This window comes from Temperatibacter marinus, from assembly GCF_031598375.1.
Classification (GTDB): Bacteria; Pseudomonadota; Alphaproteobacteria; order Sphingomonadales; family Kordiimonadaceae; genus Temperatibacter; species Temperatibacter marinus.
In genome coordinates this window covers 3,064,693-3,083,396 of record NZ_CP123872.1, presented here as the reverse complement: position 1 = coordinate 3,083,396, position 18,704 = coordinate 3,064,693, and the positions used below count along the sequence as shown (strand labels likewise).

Here is an 18,704-nt window from a genome sequence, read left to right as displayed (position 1 = left end):
GTCTAGAAAATAATTTAATATTTTTTAAGAATAGAGTCAAACTAATCAACTAATGTCCATTTGCTGTCTCTATTATAGAGTGATAGACTGCGGTGTTAGGTCGCGTATTTCTTGGAGAGAAGAGTAGGGTTATGAAAAAAATACTGATATTTATTGGTCTGTTGATTGTTGTACTATTTGTTGGCGTTGCAGTTTTCGCTTTTAAAGGGGAAGAGATGATTGCGAGTGGTGTCTCTTCTGAAGGGACTGAGATTTTAGGAACAAAAGTCGCTCTGAGGGATGTTAAATTGTCTCCTTTTGTCGGCAAAGTACAGCTTGGTGGGTTTTCAATAGATCAGCCTCAGGGATATGGGGATGGTCAGTTGGTCAAATTTGATGACTTCACTCTTGCTGTAAAGCCTGCAAGTCTGATCAGTCAACATGTGGAAATCGATGTAATTGATCTAAACGGCTTAAACCTCAATGCTGTGATGAAAGACCGGAAAACAAACCTTCAAGCTTTGCAAGAAAAGCTCAGCACATCTGAGGAGAATTCAGAGTCTGTTGATTTGAAACTTTCGGCCAAGTCAATATTATTGCGTAATATCAAAGCCTCTTTCCAGTATGAAGATGGCAAAAAGCACGAACTAAAACTGGCTGATATTGAATTGAAGAATGTAGGGGTTGATCAAAATGGCATCCCGCCTAAAGAAATGATCCGTCACGCTTTAGATGCTCTAGAGCCTCAAATTGCCAAGGCTGCAGTGAAGTTAGGATTAAAATCTAAAGTAAAGTCTTTGGAGGATAAATTACCCGATGATGTGAAAGGCTTAAAGGATAAGGCTAAGAATGTTTTGGGTCTGTTCAAAAAGAAGAAAAAAGACAATTAATAGAATATTATTCTACTTTGATCACATTTTCTTGTTCGTGAAATAATATTTTTTCTCTTGAAGTTTGTTTGTGAGTTTATTATCTCCTGACAAAGTTTGAAAGGAAAACCTATGTCTGCAGTTTACTCTGGAACAATAGACGCCATTGGCAAGACGCCCTTGATCAAGCTGAAGAAGGCTTCAGAACTGACGGGTTGCACCATTTATGGCAAAGCTGAATTTATGAATCCAGGAGGTTCAGTGAAGGATAGGGCAGCACTCTCGATCGTTCGGGATGCTGAAGCGAAAGGATTGCTCAAGCCTGGCGGGACCATTGTTGAGGGCACAGCGGGAAATACTGGAATTGGCCTCACGGTAGTTGCCAAAGCATTAGGGTATCAAACCGTGATTGTCATTCCTGAAACTCAAACACAAGAAAAGAAAGACACACTCCGTTTTTTCGGGGCTGAATTGGTAGAGGTTCCTGCGGCGCCTTATTCAAATCCAAATAATTTTCAACATGTGGCGCGTCGCCTTGCAGCCAAACTAGATAAGGAACGTAGCGGCGGTGCAATTTTTGCTGATCAATTCGATAATGTGGCAAATAGGAACGCCCATATCCATACAACAGCTCCAGAAATTATTAATCAGTTGGACGGAAAAATAGATGGTTTTATTTGTGCAGCTGGGACTGGGGGAACAATCGCAGGCATGTCCATGGGCTTGAAAGCATATGATCCCTCTATTCAAATAGGTTTGGCGGACCCCATGGGAGCAAATCTTTATAACTATTATAAAAATGGTGAATTGAAAGGGGCTGGAAATTCCATTTCCGAGGGGATTGGCCAGAGCCGCATTACAGGCAATCTTGAAGGCGCTGTGATTGATCATCCTTACCAAGTCACAGATCAGGAAGCCTTGCCACTTATGTATGATTTGATGGCTGAGGAAGGATTATGTACAGGATCTAGTTCTGGCATAAACATTGGCGGGGCTATGAAATTAGCGAAAGAAATGGGACCTGGTAAGACCATAGTGACGCTGTTGTGTGATAGTGGTACCCGCTATATGTCCCGGTTGTTCAATCCTGATTTCCTTGATAGTAAAGATATTCCCGTACCAGATTGGCTGCGTCGTGGCCATGCCGGTGAGACGTCTATTCAGGCGCCTCTTGAATAGGATTGCCCATAAGAAAAGCCGCTTTAAATGCGGCTTTTCTTTTCTTTAGATCAAGGCAGGTTATTTCTTCAGCTCTAATTCAGCGACAAATTTTTCTGCCTCTAAAGCGGCCATACAGCCCATTCCCGCAGCCGTAACCGCTTGGCGGTATACCTTGTCAGTAACATCACCTGCTGCGTAAACACCGGGAATGTCAGTTGCCGTGCTGTCTGGCTGCTTGATGAGATACCCTTCATCATCCATCGGAAGCTTACCTTTGAATAGCTGCGTTGAAGGCTTGTGGCCAATGGCCACAAAAATACCATGAATGGCGATGTCTTCTGTTTCACCAGTTTTTGTATTTTTAAGGCGCGCGCCAGTCACACCAAGAGGCTCTTCATCACCAAGCACTTCATCAAGTTGTGTATCCCATTTGACTTCAATCTTTTCGTTAGCAAAAAGACGGTCCTGGAGAATTTTTTCACTCCGGAGTTCATCTCTGCGGTGCACTAAGGTCACTTTACTACAGATATTGGCTAAGTAGAGAGCTTCCTCTACCGCTGTATTACCGCCGCCGATGACAATCACTTCTTTATTTCTATAAAAGAAACCGTCGCAGGTGGCACAGGCTGATACACCGTAGCCATTAAATTTTTCTTCGGAAGGCAATCCGAGCCATTTCGCTTGCGCGCCTGTTGATATTACAACTGAATCAGCTGTATATTTCGTGCCGCTGTCCCCAGTAGCCACTTTAGGCTGGCTTTCAAGATCTACATCAACAATCGTGTCATAGAAAATTTTAGTGCCAACGTTTTCAGCCTGCTGCCGCATGGCTTCCATAAGTTCAGGACCCATCACTGGATCGGCAAATCCTGGGTAGTTTTCCACATCAGTCGTGATTGTTAACTGACCCCCTGCTTGAAGACCTGTCACAACCGTAGGGGCTAAATTTGCTCGCGCTGCATAGATGGCTGCGGTATAGCCGGCAGGCCCTGATCCAATAACCAACATTTTGGTGTGATTTGTCTCGCTCATTCTCATTCTCCAATACGCATCCCATTGTGGGGTTTTATCTATTAGCCTGACGAGAGAGACTCGCCCGTGCTTTCTTGAGAATATAGATAAGCCATCAGCTCAGAAATGCAATCAGGGAATATCAATTTTTGTAATCGGTTTTATTGAATAGAAAATAATTTATATCCGATGAATTAGATAAATTGTGGTAGTCTGCTTCCAAGGTATTCTTTGAAGGGGAGGTCAAGATGACTAAGGGAACAGCTAATCATCCATTGTCATCATTTTATGTGCGTATGGGATTTTTATTTATCTTATTGATTTTAATAGGATTTGTCCCAACCGTCTTTGAAAAATATTCGACGGATTTTGAATTTTCTTCAGCCCTGATCGTTCACTCAGTCTGTTGGACACTGTGGTACATATTATTTGTCATTCAGGCCGGCTTCATTGGGAGTAAAAACTATGTGATGCATAAAAAAATAGGCATCTTGAGTTTATTGCTCGTAGGGCTGATGGCCATTTCTATGCTGCTTGTGATTCCCGAGAGTTATGCGCGGGGCGTTCCAGACTTTATACCCTTCACGGCTCACCATTTCATCATGCTGCCCATTTTAGATGCGACTTTAATGCCGTTATTCTTTTTTATGGCTTATCTCACTCGAAAACAAGCTGACGTCCATAAGCATTTTATGCTGATGACGTGCATTGTCTTACTTGACCCTGCCGTAGGGAGAATAGGCAATCTATTAGATTTCCCACCTCTGGGCCTGTTGCTACATTTTGGCTTGCTAGCCCTTGTTTGTCTCTATGATAGAAGGCAAGATGAAAAGATCCATTGGGTAACAAAGTTAGGGATTTCAGCGCTTGTTCTTAGATATGCCGTCTTCTTCATTTTGGGCCCCACACAGTTTTGGGCAGATTTGATGGGAAGTCTCTTCAGCGCATAGAAGAAAGGACTTCATTATGGTGCAATGAAATGATCTATGGCCTTCCAAACTTTCTCTCGAACAGAATCAGTTTCTTTAAGAAGTTCGTGTTTGGCCCCTTCAATGCGGACTAAACCAACATGAGGCATGCGCTTAGCAAATGTTGTTTGTGCTTTATTATCAACAATTTCATCATCCCCTGCTTGAAAGATAAGGGTCGGAGTTGTGATACTTTCAGGAAATCCTGGGCTGTTTAGACGATGAATAGACTGTTTCGCTGCTTTTAACCAGCCGAATGTGACTCCGCCAACGGCCAGTTTTCTGTCTTTATTGTGAATGAACCAATCTTCATCTTCAAACCGTTCCTCATCATTTGTAAGCTTTTTTCTCCATCCCCAACGTCCATCTTTAAAAGCCTTGTGGCCAGGGACATATCGATAGTCTTGGCCCAACCACTCAGCGATAGAGAGCAGGGAATTGGTGACTCTGTCTGGAAGAGGCATGAAAATATCGACCATGGGCGCAATGCATATGGCTTTTTCAACAAGAGCGCCGTGGTCATGAATAAAACGAAGAATTGAATGGCCAGCCTGGCTATGCCCCATGAGAATGAAGGGCTTAGGCATTTCGTTAACAAGAATGGTGTCGAAGAAAAATTTTAGATCAGCAATGAGGTCGTCAAAATTTTTGAGATAATGTCGTTCTCTGTGATCCTCACCCCAATGTGATAAAAGCCTTTCTGATAAGCCTTGTCCGCGCCAATCCATTGCTGCGACAGAATAGCCGCGTGCATGCCAATTATGCATGTCCTCGTAAAATTTCTCAATAAATTCTGTGCGCCCCCCGAGTAGAATTACTGTTCCCTGTGCATTTGGGATTGGCCAAAGGCCGTAACGGATTTTTGCCCCGTCAAAACTATCAAAATAATCATAGCGCCCGCCTGAAGGCTCTGTTCTTCGTAAAGAGTTTTCCTGACTACTGGGGTAAGAGTAGGCGGTTTTAGCTTGAGATGTTTCTGGCATGCACGTCCTCGTTATTTTTTGCCAGCAAATACTATTAATCGACGGAAGTCAAGGCGCCGATACGCGGCCGATAATATGTGGACTTATAAATTCTATGGGATGCGATTTTGGGGACAATTAAAGGTTCATAGTCATAATAGACTTCAGAGATGATGACACTTTCATTATCCAGCATTGAAATACCATTTATGGAGGTGACCACATCTCCTTCACTCCCAAATTTGCTTGTTATGGCTATGGTGCCAGCACCGCTTCGTTGCCATAATACTTTTGCATCATCGTCTGGGTCCTTATAGACAGCAGAGATATAAATCTTGCTTTTATCTCCAATAGGATAAGGGGCAAGTACATGCCCCGCTGCATTCAAGATATCAGTTATATCACTTTCTGTTATTTCTTCATCTCGGGTTACCAAATCCGCGATGGTTACAGAAGTGTGATATAATTTAAGGTGCATTTGAAGGTAATTGCCAGTTTCAACAATGCTGATCGCAATCAAGAAAAAGAAAGGCAAGGACACAGCGAGTTCGACTGTGACCGAAGCTTTGCTATTTATATAGAACCGTTTTAAGAGTGTTCTGAAGGAGGCAAAGAGGGGCTTAGAAAGGCTCATTTCGCACCGCCACTGTAGCTGTCATATCGATATTCTCAAAAATTGGATCCATAAAGCCCGTTAGACTTTTATAGGTATAGGTTATTTTATAGAGTACAATGTCCCCAGCGCCCCCCAAACCTTGGATTCCCATATCGGCGTCCCACTGACCATTGCCATTCACATCAGAATAGCTTTCTCCATCTGTATATTCTCCATCGTCATTGGCATCGTCATAGGGTTCTTCTGTATTGATGTCTGAAAAATTGTTATAAACCAATGTATCAAGTTTTAAGTCGCCCATATTTACACGGCCAAATGTTTGTTCTTCAATGATACTTAAGATTTGATCTTCTCGCGTAGTGCCATCATCGCCGTCATTGCCAAGAATACCAAAACGAGAAGTATGAAGTACAGCATTCTCGAGAGAACTGCTGGTGAAGAAGAGCATTCCAGTTTCCATAATCCCGACAACCATCATTAGAAAGGTTGGTAAGATAATCGCCAATTCAACGGTCATGCCGCCTTCTCTGTTTTTTCTATAGTGACGAAAGAGATGAAACATAATGCCTCCTAATTTGATAGTCTGAGATTGGACAATTGTTTTCCAATGCTCTCAAAAACGGTAGCTAAATCTCCATTGCCAGGGGCATGAAAATAAAAACTGCTGTTTGAAGCGCAATTTCTATAGAGGTCTTGCGTCTGGCTATTGGGCGAGTTTCCGAAAGTAATCGTATAGATAATGATACCTTCATTTTTCATTATCTCACAGGTTGCTGCAAGGCCATCATCTAACAGGTCTTGACCATCTGACAAGGAAGTTACCCCCAGATCATGTAGACGGCCATACCCTGTTTTATCTGATCCAAAAGGGCCCACACCTCCATCTGGACTATGGCTTTTCCAGTCATAGAATTGATTATTGCCATCAGTGAGAAGAACAACAACTTTATCCATAAAAGGCGTATCATAAGGCAAGGGTAAAAAGGCGGGGCTATCGCCGCCCCATAAGCCTGCCCAGTTCGGTGATAAAGCGCGCCATCCCCATACTAGGCCCAAATTGCTTGTTGTGCCTCCTCTGTGCCAGGGTTCCATTTCATCGATGGCCTCAATTAGAGTTGTTTTGGAAGCTACAAGCGGTGTGATTGCTGGACCGCAGCCCAGATTGGGGCCTCGTCCATTATTCTGAGCACTATTAGCTTCACTGAGCTGAAAGCTGCCATCATCTTTAATCCAATTATTGTCAACGTCATCATCCCAAAAGAAATAATCAAATGGCTCAGTGGTAGGGTTTGTATCGGTTTGATCTTCATCATCTGACCGAGCCATGACACAGCCTTTCCATTCTGTAGGGCCGAATTTATCATGGAGATTGACATCGTCTTGGTGAGTAAGATTGAGCCAGTTCACATGGCTTTGTCCTACATTCACCATCGAACTATAAGGAATTAGACCTGCCCATAAATTAGAATTTGTGTCATTATCTCCGTATACAATCTCAATCAGATCTTCGGCCGCATCCTTCATGGCAGTCATTTTGCTACTGGAGCGCATAGAGCCAGTATTATCCATGACGAGAACAAGTTCCATCCCTCTTGTATCTCGTGTAATTTCCGTTGCGGCACTTATATCAAGAGTATTAAAACCAAATAGCTTCATGAATGTCGCATCGATTGAGGCCGTGGCAGTTAAATTGATCAGCTTGTTATCATCTGAAATGGTTACGGAAATCTGAGCGCTAGAGGCGTAGGTAAGGTTTTCATTGAAATTGGAATTGAAAAACTCTTGAGCACTCGGTTCCATATTTTCGCTATGCATGGAATGCCCTGCGGCCAAGCCTGCCGCATCCAATGATTTTTGCATGATATTTTTCGCGTAAAACATGCGAGCACTGTCTACAACTATACCCGACACGCCGATAAGCATAACCATAGAGCCTGCGATAAGAGGGCTAAGGCCGCCTTCTTCATTCTTTATAAAATCTAGCAATTTAGGGCATTTGAATGGCATCTGGTGCTCCTGAATCAGTTTCAATCTGGGCTAGACCCTATGCCTATTATAAAGAGAGGCGCAATGGATGGCTTCATTTTTGGTAAAATTTTAGGAATTAATAATTGAGAATATTACAGGTTGATTCGAAATTATGCCGCTTCAATATCAAAAATAGAATGAAATTTCGGGTATTTTAGAGAGTCAAAGGGGGTTTGATTCGGAAAATTTTGAAAAATCATATGAAAAATTTAGTTGATTCTATGAAAATTTAGCGATTCTTTTGATGCATTCATCCTGACATTCACTCATTTTGCCTCTCCAAGGGCAATAAGAAGAATTTTTTTTGTGGGGTAAGTTAGGGGCTCCATATTTTCTTAAAATTTTAGACACAGGGAAAAATCCAATGAAAAGAGGTCGATGAAAATTTCATGATATTTTAGTTAAAGTTTTATTTAAAATAACCCTTTAATTTCAATAATTTGTCGGTTTATTTTTGTTGAAAGCGTCAAAGATTTCAGTCAGGTTTCAGTCATCGAGCACGCCGCAGCAATGCTTTTATAAAGCTGCAAAGGGCTCATGAGTGAACCGATAAGGTTCGAGTATATAACCTGAACCCAACGGTTCGTATCTGAGGCCAACGTGGCTTTAAACAGAGTGAAAGCTCAAACCAAGCTGGAGAAGACAAATGATTAAGTTACTAAGAAAATTTCGTAAAAGTGAAGAAGGCGCAACTGCAATTGAATATGGCCTAATTGCCGCTCTAATCGCCATTGCTCTTATTACTGCCCTGACAAATATGGGTGATGCACTCAGTACTTTCTTTGGTGGTGTTGAAACAACCCTAGAAGCTACACCGACGGATGGTTCGTAAGCCGCAGGATTAATAACTGCGAAATGATTAACTGAAAAGGCTGCCGGTGAGCTTTTTATCGGCGGCCTTTATTGTGAGAATAGTCCTATGCCTTTTGAAATTGTCCTTGTCATTATGTTACTGACCATCGCAGCGACTGCACTCTTATTTGCAGCGCATCAAGATGTCAAAAGCCGTGTGATTAGTAATCAGTTCAATGTCTTTTTTTTAGGGCTGTCAGTTATAATTTTAGTCATTTCTTATCTATCAAATTTATTAAGTGCTTCTGATTTGTTCAGCCATGTAACCACGGGCTTGATTTTATTAATTATTTGTTTTGCTGGCTTTGGATTGGGTTTAATGGGGGGCGGAGATGCGAAACTTATTCCTTCTGTCGCCATGCTTGCAGGAGGCCACCTTGTTCCCTTATTTCTAATCTTTACAGCGATCGCTGGCGGCTTATTGGCTTTAATGATGATGACCTTTACCCGTCTTGTTGGCCAGCAATCCACCAATCTAATGATGAATAAAGTCCCTTATGCAGTCGCTATCGCTGTTGGAGGGATCATGATCATTATTCGTCTCATTTTGAATATCGTGACGGGAGGTAGCTATGCCTAATGGCCTCACTTTTTATCTTCATGTTCTAACCCAAGGAGGCGATGATGAATAAGCGCGCTGTCTTACTATTGATATTAGCATTGATGACTATCATCTTTGTTATTTATATGAGTCAAAGCTTCTTTAAAGGCGTAGAGCAAAAAGCTCAACAAAAGGTCGCTGAGGTTCAACTTCCTCGAATTCTTGTAGCAAAGCAAACTCTTAATATCGGCGCTGTCACTAAATTAAAAGATTTTATTTGGGTGAGTTGGCCTGACAAAGCTGTTCGCCCTGATCATATAACCGAGCAGGGTTTTAAGTCTAAGACAGTAGTCGGCAAGGTTGTTCGACACGCCATTGTAAAAGGTGCACCAGTTTCTAAAGCGAGTTTGATTGATAGCACCGATCGTAGCACAACTGCTGCTATTCTTACTCCTGGAATGAGGGCTATGTCTGTGATGGTCAATGCTCAAACAGGCGTTGCAGGGTTTGCTTTTGCTGGCGATAGAGTAGACGTTATTCTAACACACGTGATTGAGAATGAAGAGAGAAAAAGGTTTTCAATTAGTGAAACCGTCATGCAAAATGTGCGCTTACTCGGCATTGATGAACGGGGACTTGGGGCTGGAACAAAGGTGAAGGCTGCAAAAACAGCAACCCTAGAAGTATCGCCAAAAATGGCAGAAAAGCTAACGCTTGCAGCGCGTCTTGGTACACTCTCTCTCTCGCTTAGATCCCTAGAAGACGTGTCAGGTACCCCTTCCTTAACCCCAGTAGGAGAAACTTTGTCTGGTTCTTGGGGACATGACGTCTCCCGCGTTTTGCAAAAACCGGATGAAAAGAAAAAAACCAACGCTGTCTCTGTTACACGTGGCAGTAAAACTGATGTCAAAGACCTGAATGGAGGTAAGTAAGATGCGGTGTGTTTATCGAAATGTTCTCCTTTCAATGATGCTTGGAACTGCATCAGTCTCTCTGAATGCTGCCGACAAGGATATCGGTGACACGACAGTCAGCCCTTCTGGTGCCAATGTTGTACAGACAACAGGAAAAACCATTTCTATTGAAATGGGAAAAGGTCAACTCATTCGCCTCAGCCGTCCAGCAGACTCAGTATTTGTCGCAAATCCTGAAGTTGCAGATGTGCAGGTTAAATCAGCTCGTATCATCTATCTTCTCGGGAAGGCTGACGGCGAAACCAGTTTCTTCGCTTTGGATAAAGATGACCAAACCATTTATAGCGCAGAAGTCCAAGTTAATCGTAATTTAGGCAAGGTACGCCATGCTATCGCCTCGCTGGTACCTCATGCAGATGTGGAAATAACAACCGTTGGTGGGATGATTTTGCTTCAAGGAGAAGTAGATAGTCCAGAGGAAGCCGCGTCTATTGAAACTATCGTTAAAGGCATGGCTGGGGTGACAAGTGTGTTGAATAAGCTCAATATTCAACAACCAACACAGGTTAATTTACGGGTTAGAATTGCTGAAGTATCTCGGTCAACACTCAAACAGTTGGGTGTTCGGTGGCAGTCATTTATTTCTGGTGCTAATGGACTGATAGGGGTTGCCACAGGCAGTGATGCTTTTGCCACTCTTGCTGATCCCATAACAGGGTTGCCCCTTAGGAATTTTCTGCGCTCTGCTGAAGGGGCATCAAACTATGTGGGCAGTCTGACAACGGGTAACTTAGATTTGAACACAGTGATCGATGCTCTTGATGACGAAGGCTTTCTCACAGTCCTTGCAGAACCAAACCTGACAGCTGTGACAGGGGCATCTGCAGATTTCTTAGCAGGGGGTGAATTCCCAGTGCCTATTCCTAACGAAGACGGCATAGGTATTGAATATCGCAGATTTGGTGTTTCTCTTAAGTTTAAACCAATTGTAATGAATAGTGGTCGCATTAACCTTGAAGTTGAACCAGAAGTGAGTGACTTATCAAACGCAGGGGCGATCAGAGTGAATGGAATCTCCATTCCATCAATCACCACTCGCCGTGCAAAAACCACCGTTGAACTGGGAAGCGGACAGTCCTTTGCAATAGCGGGTCTGCTTGAGAATGAAACAGTCCAAAGTGCCTCAAATCTTCCAGGCCTCGGAAATATTCCAATATTGGGTGCTCTATTCAAATCTAAGAAATTTGAGAGGAATGAAACAGAATTATTAATTGTTGTGACGCCGTATGTGGTGCGCCCTGTAAGTGATCGCAAGCTTGCGCTGCCAACAGACGGGTATCTTGCTCCCAGTGATATAGACCACTTCTTGAATGGGAAGCGCTGGAAAACAAAGCCGAGTAAGAAAGCAAAACGTCGGGATACACAAGAGAGCGCAACCCTAAGAAAACGCGCTGGTTTTCAGCTTAAGTAAAGGAGATAGACATGATAAAGAGCATTAAATTGATCGCTATAGTTGCCGCAGTCTATGGAACAACTGCATGTCAGGAAACTTCCCCCTATACCCGTGAAGGAGATTTGGTTAAGCGGAGCACAGTCTCTATGGTCCGAGTGTCTCATGATGTGCTTGCAGAAGAAGATCAAACATCTACACTTTCAGAAAAAAGTAAAAAGGAACTTGTAAAATTCCTGAGAGAGACAAAAGTACGATACTCAGATGTTGCTTTGCTAGACATTGGACAAGATGTGGATGCTCAGCGGCAACAAGACCTGATGAATTTTCTTAAGTCTAAAGGCGTGAAAGTTGCCGGAACAGGCATTTTTGGAAAACAGCCAGCATATGGCGGGATCAAATTGTATATTGAGCGCCACATCGTGCAAGTACCAGAATGCGGAAATTGGGCTGAAAGCTCTCATACATCAAGAACTCACAATCAAGCGACACCTAATCTTGGCTGTGCAACGGCAAGAAATCTGGGGTTAATGGTCGCGAACCCACAAGACCTCCTGCGCGGCGAAAAATCCAAGAGATCTAATACAAAGGGCGCTGTTGATGCGGTCAAAGGAGAAGGCAACCAGTCTTCCGCTTCGTCTAGCTCGGTACCTGGATTGAATCTGTAAGGAGTGCGGACATGTCAAAGGCAAAAACCACTGTTGATGTAACAGGCGAACGTGAGGCATTTGCTGCCTATGTTTGCGATGATCAAACCAAGCTTATCATTGAAGAATGTGCAGAGGCAGAATCCTTATCGCCTGATCTTGTCTTTAAGGGTGGTATCGCTTCATCGGTAAGAGCTCTCGGCGCAATGCCTTGCCCCCATATACTCTTCATAGACTTAAGTGAGACAACAAGCCCGCTTGAAGATATGCAGGCTTTAGCAGATGTTTGTGAACCGGATACCATTGTGGTCGCACTTGGCGCTATAAATGACGTGAGCTTTTACCGAGATCTGCTGACAGTTGGTGTCCAAGAATATTTGGTAAAGCCAGTCTCGAAAGACATGATATCTGAGGCAATTTCTCAGAGCCTTGAAATGATGAATCAGGTGGAAGAGGCTGATGTTGAAGTCCGTGAAGTGCACTCGCGTCACATTTTGTGTGTCGGAGTTCGGGGGGGATTAGGGACAAGTCAATTAGCGGCTAATCTTGCATGGATGTCGGCTTCTCAAAAAATTGACACATCGCTTTTAGATTTAGATCCTTTTTTTGGCATCGGTGCCATGACCTTTGACCTTGAACCTGGGAGAGGTCTGCCTGATGCTTTAGAAAATCCTGCTCGAGTAGACGGTCTTTTTCTTGAGCGTGCTGTGGTGAAGGCTCATCCTAATTTAGCGATTATGGCAGCTGAAGCGCCGATTGGCATGATCCCAGATCCCACCAGTGAGGCTGTAGAAAAATTGGTGAATACTCTTGGTGAAAATTACGGTTGTGTCATCGTTGATGTACCTCGGACTTTTTTAGCCACACACACGGACTTATTGACGGCGTCCACTGACATTGTTCTTGTTACAGATTTGTCCCTTGCAAGTGCCCGTGATTGTATCCGGTTACTGTCTCAGATAAAGTCTTTTGCCCCAGCCGCAGATGTTCACATTGTCGCGAATAGAGTGGGGGCAGTCAATGAAGTGACTCAAAGGGATTTTGAGAATTCAATAGAATCCAATTTAGATGTCCTTCTCCCAGAAGATAGGAAAGCCATGATTGCGGCAACTCAAAAGGGGAAAGTTCTTGTGGAAACAGCACCTTCGTCAAAATTTGCACAAGCGGTTAAAACATTATTTTCTTTGATTCATGAGGAAGAAGCGGACAGCGAGCAGAATAAAGGTTGGCTGCAAAAATTTCTGGGTAAATAGAATAAGTGACCTGTGTGAAATAGAGAAAGAATAGAGTTGTAAATAGATGAAAACCGGTGGATTTGGCAGAAAAAAAACTCTCAAGAGAACCACAAGTTCAGGCTTTGGCCGGGCTGTAGGCGATCCAATTGAGCTATCGCCTGTTGATGAGACTATTAGCACAGCTCACCCTGAACATTTAACCGTCATTTCTACACCTCTTGCAGAGCCTGTGAGCATCCTAGAGCAATGTTTTGATCAGCTTGATGAGTGGGTCAGAAAAGATATCATTCGGGTGTCCAGTCGCAGCGACGTGGAAGGAATCTTACTTCTTGCATTGGAAGGGTATCTGGCCGGCCAATTAAATCCTGTTGATGAGGAAGAAAAAGACCAACTCTTTACAGACTTGATGGCAGAACTTGTAAGTAGGCATGGCCCCTTTGACATGGAAGAAGAGGCGGAAGAAGATGCACGTTTCCAAGCTCTGTTAGCCGCCAAAGAGCATATTCAGCCCCTATTAATGGAACATATCGATCCTGCAGCTGCCGCAGAATTGCCTCGTCATGAGCTAGCTGAGCAAGTAGGTGAAGTTGTTGGCGAACTCTTGGTTCAAGAAAAGATTAATCTTAACCTAAAGGAACAACGTGATTTAGTAACGATCCTTCTGGATGACATGCTCGGCCTTGGTCCGTTAGAACCCTTGCTCGCAGATGATGCTGTATCGGACATAATGGTGAATGGTCCCACACAAGTTTACGTAGAGCGGCAGGGTAAAATGGTTATCACAGATGTCAAATTTCGCGATAATCAGCATTTGATGAATATTGCCCAGCGGATTGTAACAGCCGTTGGCCGGCGTGTTGATGAAACAAGCCCTATTTGTGACGCCCGTCTTGCAGATGGAAGCCGTGTGAATGTCATCATACCTCCACTAGCTATTGATGGGGCCTCAATTTCCATTCGTAAATTTAGTGAAGATAAAATCACATTAGACCGCATGTTAGATTTTGGTTCCATTTCACCAAATCTTGCCAAATTACTTAAAATTGCAGGAGCATGCCGCCTCAATATTATGATTTCCGGGGGGACCGGGTCAGGAAAAACGACCATGTTGAACGCTTTATCGAGAATGATCGATAAATCTGAACGCGTGGTTACAATCGAAGATGCTGCTGAACTCCAGCTGCAGCAGCCTCATGTAGTCCGCCTTGAAACCCGGCCCCCAAACCTAGAGGGTAAAGGGGAAGTGACCATGCGAGATTTGGTCAAAAACGCTCTGAGAATGCGCCCTGACAGAATTATCCTTGGTGAAATTCGTGGCGGGGAAGCGATTGATATGCTTCAGGCGATGAATACAGGTCATGATGGGTCTATGGGAACAATTCACGCAAATCGTCCCCGTGAAGGCCTGACGCGGTTAGAGAATATGGTGAATATGGCCGGTTTAAATCTGCCGAGTAAAGCCATTAGAGAGCAAATCTCCTCAAGTGTGGATATGATCGTTCAAGTTCAACGTATGCGTGATGGCGGAAGACGAACAACGCATGTGACAGAGGTTGTCGGTATGGAAGGGGATGTAATTACGACCCAAGATCTCTTTAAATATGAATTTACCGGCGAAGATGAAAGTGGAAAGTTAATCGGCGAATTCAAATCTAGCGGTGTACGGCCTCATTTCTTACAGCGAGCCCAATATTTTGGCCTCGATCGTGCGCTCATGGAAGCAATGAGTGGACTATAGGAGTAGAATATGGAAGCCGTGAATATTAATGTGATTTTAATTGCTGGAGGTCTTGCTCTTTTAATCCTTATCTTTGGCATATATCTTGTGATGGAAACCTTTGGTGGGCCCCGTAAAATTACAAAAGATCGCCTAACCAAAATGAAGGGCCGCTTCAGCGGGTCTAAAAAAGAAAATGACCATGCCCGTGCAATCCGCAGCTTAAAGGGATCAGGCGCAGCTGAAAATGCACTCCTGTCTTTATTGCCGAGAAAAGAAGCCATAGAAAAACGTTTGTCAAGAGCAGGGTATGCAACGGATATTAATCGCTATGCTCTGGTGATTGGGGGGCTTTCACTTCTTATTTTAATGCTGGGTCTACTTGCAGGGGCGAAATTTGGCTTAGCCATCCTCACTGCCATCGCCTTAGGAGCTGGTCTGCCTCATATGTGGGTGGGGCGTGCCATAAATAAACGCCGCGAGAAATTCATTAAGCAATTTCCTGAGGCCTTAGATCTAATGGTCCGAGGCCTGAAATCTGGCTTGCCAGTGAATGAGTGTATAATAAACGTCTCAAAAGAGGTGACAGCTCCCACGGGGACAGAATTTACAAGAGTTTCCGATGAAATGAAGCTGGGGAAAACGTTAGAGGACGCTCTTTGGGAGGCTTCAGATCGCCTTGAAATTAATGATTTCAAATTCTTTGTGATCTCCTTGTCTGTCCAGCGAGAAACCGGCGGGAATTTGGGGGAGACACTTGAAAATCTCTCTAAAATATTACGATCGCGTCAAGGTATGAAATTGAAAATCAGGGCCATGTCTAGTGAGGCAAAAGCCAGTGCGTGGATTGTTGGAGTGCTGCCTTTCTTAATGCTCGGCCTGATCATGACATTAAACTATGACTACGGTATTATCCTCTTTACGCATCCGAAGGCCATTATGGCAGGAATTGGTGGCCTGTTGTGGATGGCGCTTGGCATATTTGTGATGAAACAAATGATTAATTTTGAGGTGTAAGGAAAATGGAAGCCCTATCAACAAGCCTAGGAATCCCTCTTGCAGAATTGCTCTCTTACGTGGCAGGCTTGGCCGCAGCCGTTGTTCTGTTCTCTATTTACGCCAGTGGCCTTGTCTCGGACCCTATGCGAGGCCGCCTAAAAGGTTTAGAAGAGCGCAAAGACGCGCTTAAATCAGGCTTGGTCACCAGTAAAAAGAGACAATCAAATATTAAAAGAACGGATGGTGTTTCCTCGCTTAGATCGATCGCCGAAAAGTTAAAACTTCTGCAGAATGAGCAAACTCAAAAAATCACCCAAACTCTTGCTCAAGCAGGGTTTAGAAGTAAAGATAGTCTTGTTATCTACCAATTCTCTCGTTTAGTTATGCCCATTTTATTTGGCTTAATCGCCGTGATCTTGTTTTACGGTGTTGGCGTAATGGATGGGTGGGCAAAATTCTATCCTCTCCTATCGGTCGCCTTTGTCTTTCTTGGTCTTAAGGCCCCTGATATTTACGTCTCTAATGTTAAGTCAAAGCGCGTTTCTGCTATACGGATGGCCTTGCCAGATGCACTTGATCTATTAGTGGTCTGTGCTGAAGCAGGTCTAACGCTAGACGCCGCTATGAAACGCGTGGCGACAGAACTTGCAAAGGCATCCCCTGAACTTGCGGAAGAATTTCAAATTGCGGCTATTGAACTTGGATTTTTACCTGATCGCCGACAAGCGCTCATCAATTTATCAGAGCGGGTCGATGTTCCAGCGCTGAGAGGGGTTGTGACGACTTTAGTTCAATCTGAAAAATACGGAACACCTCTTGCTACATCTTTGCGTGTTTTGTCGGCAGAATTTAGAAACGAACGATTGATGCTGGCTGAAGAAAAGGCTGCAAAATTGCCAGCAACACTTACAGTCCCCCTGATTCTTTTTATCCTACCTGTTTTGTTCATTGTTTTGATGGGCCCTGCGACCTGTCAGATGGTGGATAACTTTATCAACAGGGCTTAAGTTGCTCAGTTATTGGCTCAAAGCCTTATGCGGGAGAGGAATTTAAACGTAAGTTTACATATTCAAATTGGATAATAGTCACGCAATTACAGCGTATTAGGTAAAAACTTAAGAAAAACTATAAAAATGTGTCAGAAAAAGTTGACCCGAAGTCCAATAAATGGTTACTTAGTTCTTGAACGCGCGCGATTCAAACATTGCGCAGTTCGTTAGACAATTGTGCTTGTCACAATTGATCTATCCTCGCTGTCGTGACTCGGGCCGGGTTTTTCCCGGCCACTTTTTTGTCTAAATTCTGGACTATAGACACTTTGTCTCGAATGCACTGATCCTGTGTTTCATCTGACTCTAGCTTCTTACAGAAATGACTTCTATAAGCACTCTGTGGTCATAATGTGACCACCTTATATAAATTTAGCGCCTTCGAAAAAAAACGCCCCCATTTGAGGAGGCGTCTTCAATCGATCGCTCTAGAAAAAATCTAGTTCAAAGGATAAATTCTTGCCTTGAACTCTTCTCTGAAGGGAAGAAGGCCAAAGGGGAGCATATTTGTCATGAAAATGGCGATTAAGTCTTCTTGAGGATCGATCCAAAAGACAGTGTTTGCCATGCCACCCCAATTAAGTTCACCGTTGCTGCCTTTTGAACCATCAGCGGGTAAGCCTTCTAGAACGGCGAGACCAAGCCCAAAGCCCATTGTTTTCTCAGGGTTTGCGTAAACCCCTTTTGGCAAGTGGTTTTGACCCATTAGATCGACAGTTTCAGGACTGAGAAGCTTTTTGCCTTTATGTGATCCTTTGTTGAGGATCATTTTAGCAAAAGCAAGGTAATCAAAGGTAGTCGAGACAAGCCCGCCACCGCCAGAATGAAAAGCGGGTTTCTTTGTGAAATCCTGTATCGTGCCAGCAGGCAGGGGAATAAGACCCTTGTCTTTGTCGAGGGTATAGACCTCAACAAAACGATCTAGGTTGGCTTCTGGAACATGAAATCCTGTGTCTTTCATGCCCAAAGGATTAAATATTTTTTCCCGAAGGTATTGATCAAGCGGCATGCCGGAGAGGACTTCTATCAGGTAGCCTTGTACGTCAACAGACACTGAATAAATCCATCTAGATCCGGGCTGGACAAGAAGCGGTATTTTACTCAGTCTACTGATGAATTCTTTTGTGGAGAGATGGGGAGCAAGCAATTCGGAGCTGCGATAGAGCATATCCACAGGGGTTTCTGAGAACCAGCCATAAGAAAGCCCCGCTGTATGGGTCAAAAGGTCTCTGACGGTCATCTCTCGTTCCATATCAACAGTCTTCATGCTGCCGTCGTCATTTTGGCCAGCATAGACTTTTAGGTTTTTAAACTCGGGAATATATTTTGAGACGGGATCATCCAGTTTAAACTTGCCATCTTCCCACAGCATCATCAAGCCAGCGCCAATGATTGGTTTCGTCATTGAATAAATGCGGAAAATTGTATCGTCCTGCATGGGGCGGTTTTGAGCCATATTCTGCTGGCCCATTTTTTCATAGTGAATGATCTTCCCTTTGCGGGTCACAAGTGAAATCGCACCGGCCATTTTACCTTGGTTGATATAGGCATTAAAATGTTCAGTGATTCTGTCTAGTTTTTTATCAGTTGTTGTCAGCGTGGGTGAATGAATTTTCTCTATAGGCTTATCATTCGCCTGAAGTGCAGATGGAAAGACCCACAAAGATGTGAGGGTCAAGACTAGTAATTTACACAAAGACTTCATA

At 43.6% G+C, this 18,704-nt stretch carries 18 protein-coding genes; 12 read left to right on the top strand and 6 right to left on the bottom strand.

Annotated elements, in window-relative coordinates:
- The first annotated feature begins 131 nt into the window (after positions 1 to 131).
- Together QGN29_RS13995 and QGN29_RS13990 are read left to right on the top strand one after the other, a co-directional pair.
- The gene (locus QGN29_RS13995; RefSeq protein ID WP_310798496.1) at positions 132 to 869 is read left to right on the top strand and encodes a DUF748 domain-containing protein; all 738 of its coding nucleotides are present in this window, start codon (positions 132 to 134) and stop codon (positions 867 to 869) included.
- Between the two features lie 111 nt (positions 870 to 980).
- Positions 981 to 2,027: a cysteine synthase A gene (locus tag QGN29_RS13990; protein WP_310798495.1), complete on the top strand. Its 1,047-nt coding sequence runs from the start codon at positions 981 to 983 to the stop codon at positions 2,025 to 2,027.
- A gap of 60 nt (positions 2,028 to 2,087) precedes the next feature.
- Here QGN29_RS13990 and trxB read toward each other — a convergent pair whose 3' ends face one another.
- A complete protein-coding gene (gene trxB, locus QGN29_RS13985) occupies positions 2,088 to 3,041 on the bottom strand; it encodes a thioredoxin-disulfide reductase (protein ID WP_310798494.1) in 954 nt (317 codons plus the stop codon).
- A 227-nt stretch (positions 3,042 to 3,268) separates the two neighbouring features.
- Between trxB and QGN29_RS13980 the strand changes: the two genes are divergently transcribed.
- Complete coding sequence (locus QGN29_RS13980) at positions 3,269 to 3,970, top strand: hypothetical protein (protein ID WP_310798493.1); 702 nt, start codon at positions 3,269 to 3,271, stop codon at positions 3,968 to 3,970.
- A 14-nt stretch (positions 3,971 to 3,984) separates the two neighbouring features.
- On the opposite strand, the gene QGN29_RS13975 is transcribed toward QGN29_RS13980, so the two are convergent.
- Genes QGN29_RS13975 through QGN29_RS13960 form a run of 4 tightly spaced genes read right to left on the bottom strand, consistent with a single transcriptional unit; the run spans position 3,985 to position 7,573 of the window.
- Positions 3,985 to 4,971, bottom strand: a complete 987-nt coding sequence (locus tag QGN29_RS13975) for an alpha/beta fold hydrolase (RefSeq protein WP_310798492.1) — start codon at positions 4,969 to 4,971, stop codon at positions 3,985 to 3,987.
- A 34-nt stretch (positions 4,972 to 5,005) separates the two neighbouring features.
- A complete protein-coding gene (locus QGN29_RS13970; RefSeq protein WP_310798491.1) occupies positions 5,006 to 5,584 on the bottom strand; it encodes a TadE/TadG family type IV pilus assembly protein in 579 nt (192 codons plus the stop codon).
- On the bottom strand, positions 5,571 to 6,128 hold the full coding sequence (locus QGN29_RS13965) for a TadE/TadG family type IV pilus assembly protein (protein WP_310798490.1): 558 nt from the start codon (positions 6,126 to 6,128) through the stop codon (positions 5,571 to 5,573). The genes QGN29_RS13970 and QGN29_RS13965 overlap by 14 nt, the downstream gene beginning before the upstream one ends.
- 8 nt (positions 6,129 to 6,136) lie before the next feature.
- Entirely contained in the window at positions 6,137 to 7,573 is a 1,437-nt protein-coding gene (locus tag QGN29_RS13960; RefSeq protein WP_310798489.1) for a TadE/TadG family type IV pilus assembly protein, read from the bottom strand.
- A gap of 667 nt (positions 7,574 to 8,240) precedes the next feature.
- On the opposite strand from QGN29_RS13960, the gene QGN29_RS13955 reads away from it, so the two are divergent.
- From QGN29_RS13955 to QGN29_RS13915, 9 genes are all read left to right on the top strand, one after another.
- Positions 8,241 to 8,426 (top strand): Flp family type IVb pilin, encoded by a 186-nt coding sequence (locus QGN29_RS13955; RefSeq protein WP_310798488.1) that lies wholly within the window; start codon positions 8,241 to 8,243, stop codon positions 8,424 to 8,426.
- A gap of 87 nt (positions 8,427 to 8,513) precedes the next feature.
- Positions 8,514 to 9,026 (top strand): prepilin peptidase, encoded by a 513-nt coding sequence (locus QGN29_RS13950; protein WP_310798487.1) that lies wholly within the window; start codon positions 8,514 to 8,516, stop codon positions 9,024 to 9,026.
- Between the two features lie 44 nt (positions 9,027 to 9,070).
- Positions 9,071 to 9,919, top strand: a complete 849-nt coding sequence (cpaB, locus tag QGN29_RS13945; protein WP_310798486.1) for a Flp pilus assembly protein CpaB — start codon at positions 9,071 to 9,073, stop codon at positions 9,917 to 9,919.
- Position 9,920: 1 nt separating this feature from the next.
- Positions 9,921 to 11,372 (top strand): type II and III secretion system protein family protein, encoded by a 1,452-nt coding sequence (locus QGN29_RS13940; RefSeq protein WP_310798485.1) that lies wholly within the window; start codon positions 9,921 to 9,923, stop codon positions 11,370 to 11,372.
- 11 nt (positions 11,373 to 11,383) lie between these two features.
- Complete coding sequence (locus QGN29_RS13935) at positions 11,384 to 12,019, top strand: CpaD family pilus assembly lipoprotein (RefSeq protein WP_310798484.1); 636 nt, start codon at positions 11,384 to 11,386, stop codon at positions 12,017 to 12,019.
- A gap of 11 nt (positions 12,020 to 12,030) precedes the next feature.
- Positions 12,031 to 13,251 (top strand): CpaE/TadZ family protein, encoded by a 1,221-nt coding sequence (locus tag QGN29_RS13930; RefSeq protein WP_310798483.1) that lies wholly within the window; start codon positions 12,031 to 12,033, stop codon positions 13,249 to 13,251.
- Positions 13,252 to 13,675: 424 nt separating this feature from the next.
- Positions 13,676 to 14,971 carry a TadA family conjugal transfer-associated ATPase gene (locus tag QGN29_RS13925; RefSeq protein ID WP_375164718.1) on the top strand — a complete coding sequence of 432 codons (1,296 nt, stop codon included), beginning with the start codon at positions 13,676 to 13,678 and terminating at the stop codon, positions 14,969 to 14,971.
- Positions 14,972 to 14,980: 9 nt separating this feature from the next.
- Positions 14,981 to 15,967 carry a type II secretion system F family protein gene (locus tag QGN29_RS13920; protein ID WP_310798481.1) on the top strand — a complete coding sequence of 329 codons (987 nt, stop codon included), beginning with the start codon at positions 14,981 to 14,983 and terminating at the stop codon, positions 15,965 to 15,967.
- Between the two features lie 5 nt (positions 15,968 to 15,972).
- Positions 15,973 to 16,956 (top strand): type II secretion system F family protein, encoded by a 984-nt coding sequence (locus QGN29_RS13915; RefSeq protein WP_310798480.1) that lies wholly within the window; start codon positions 15,973 to 15,975, stop codon positions 16,954 to 16,956.
- 481 nt (positions 16,957 to 17,437) lie between these two features.
- Here QGN29_RS13915 and QGN29_RS13910 read toward each other — a convergent pair whose 3' ends face one another.
- Positions 17,438 to 18,703, bottom strand: coding sequence for a serine hydrolase domain-containing protein (locus QGN29_RS13910; protein WP_310798479.1), 1,266 nt, complete (start codon positions 18,701 to 18,703; stop codon positions 17,438 to 17,440).
- Between the last annotated feature and the right edge of the window lies 1 nt (position 18,704).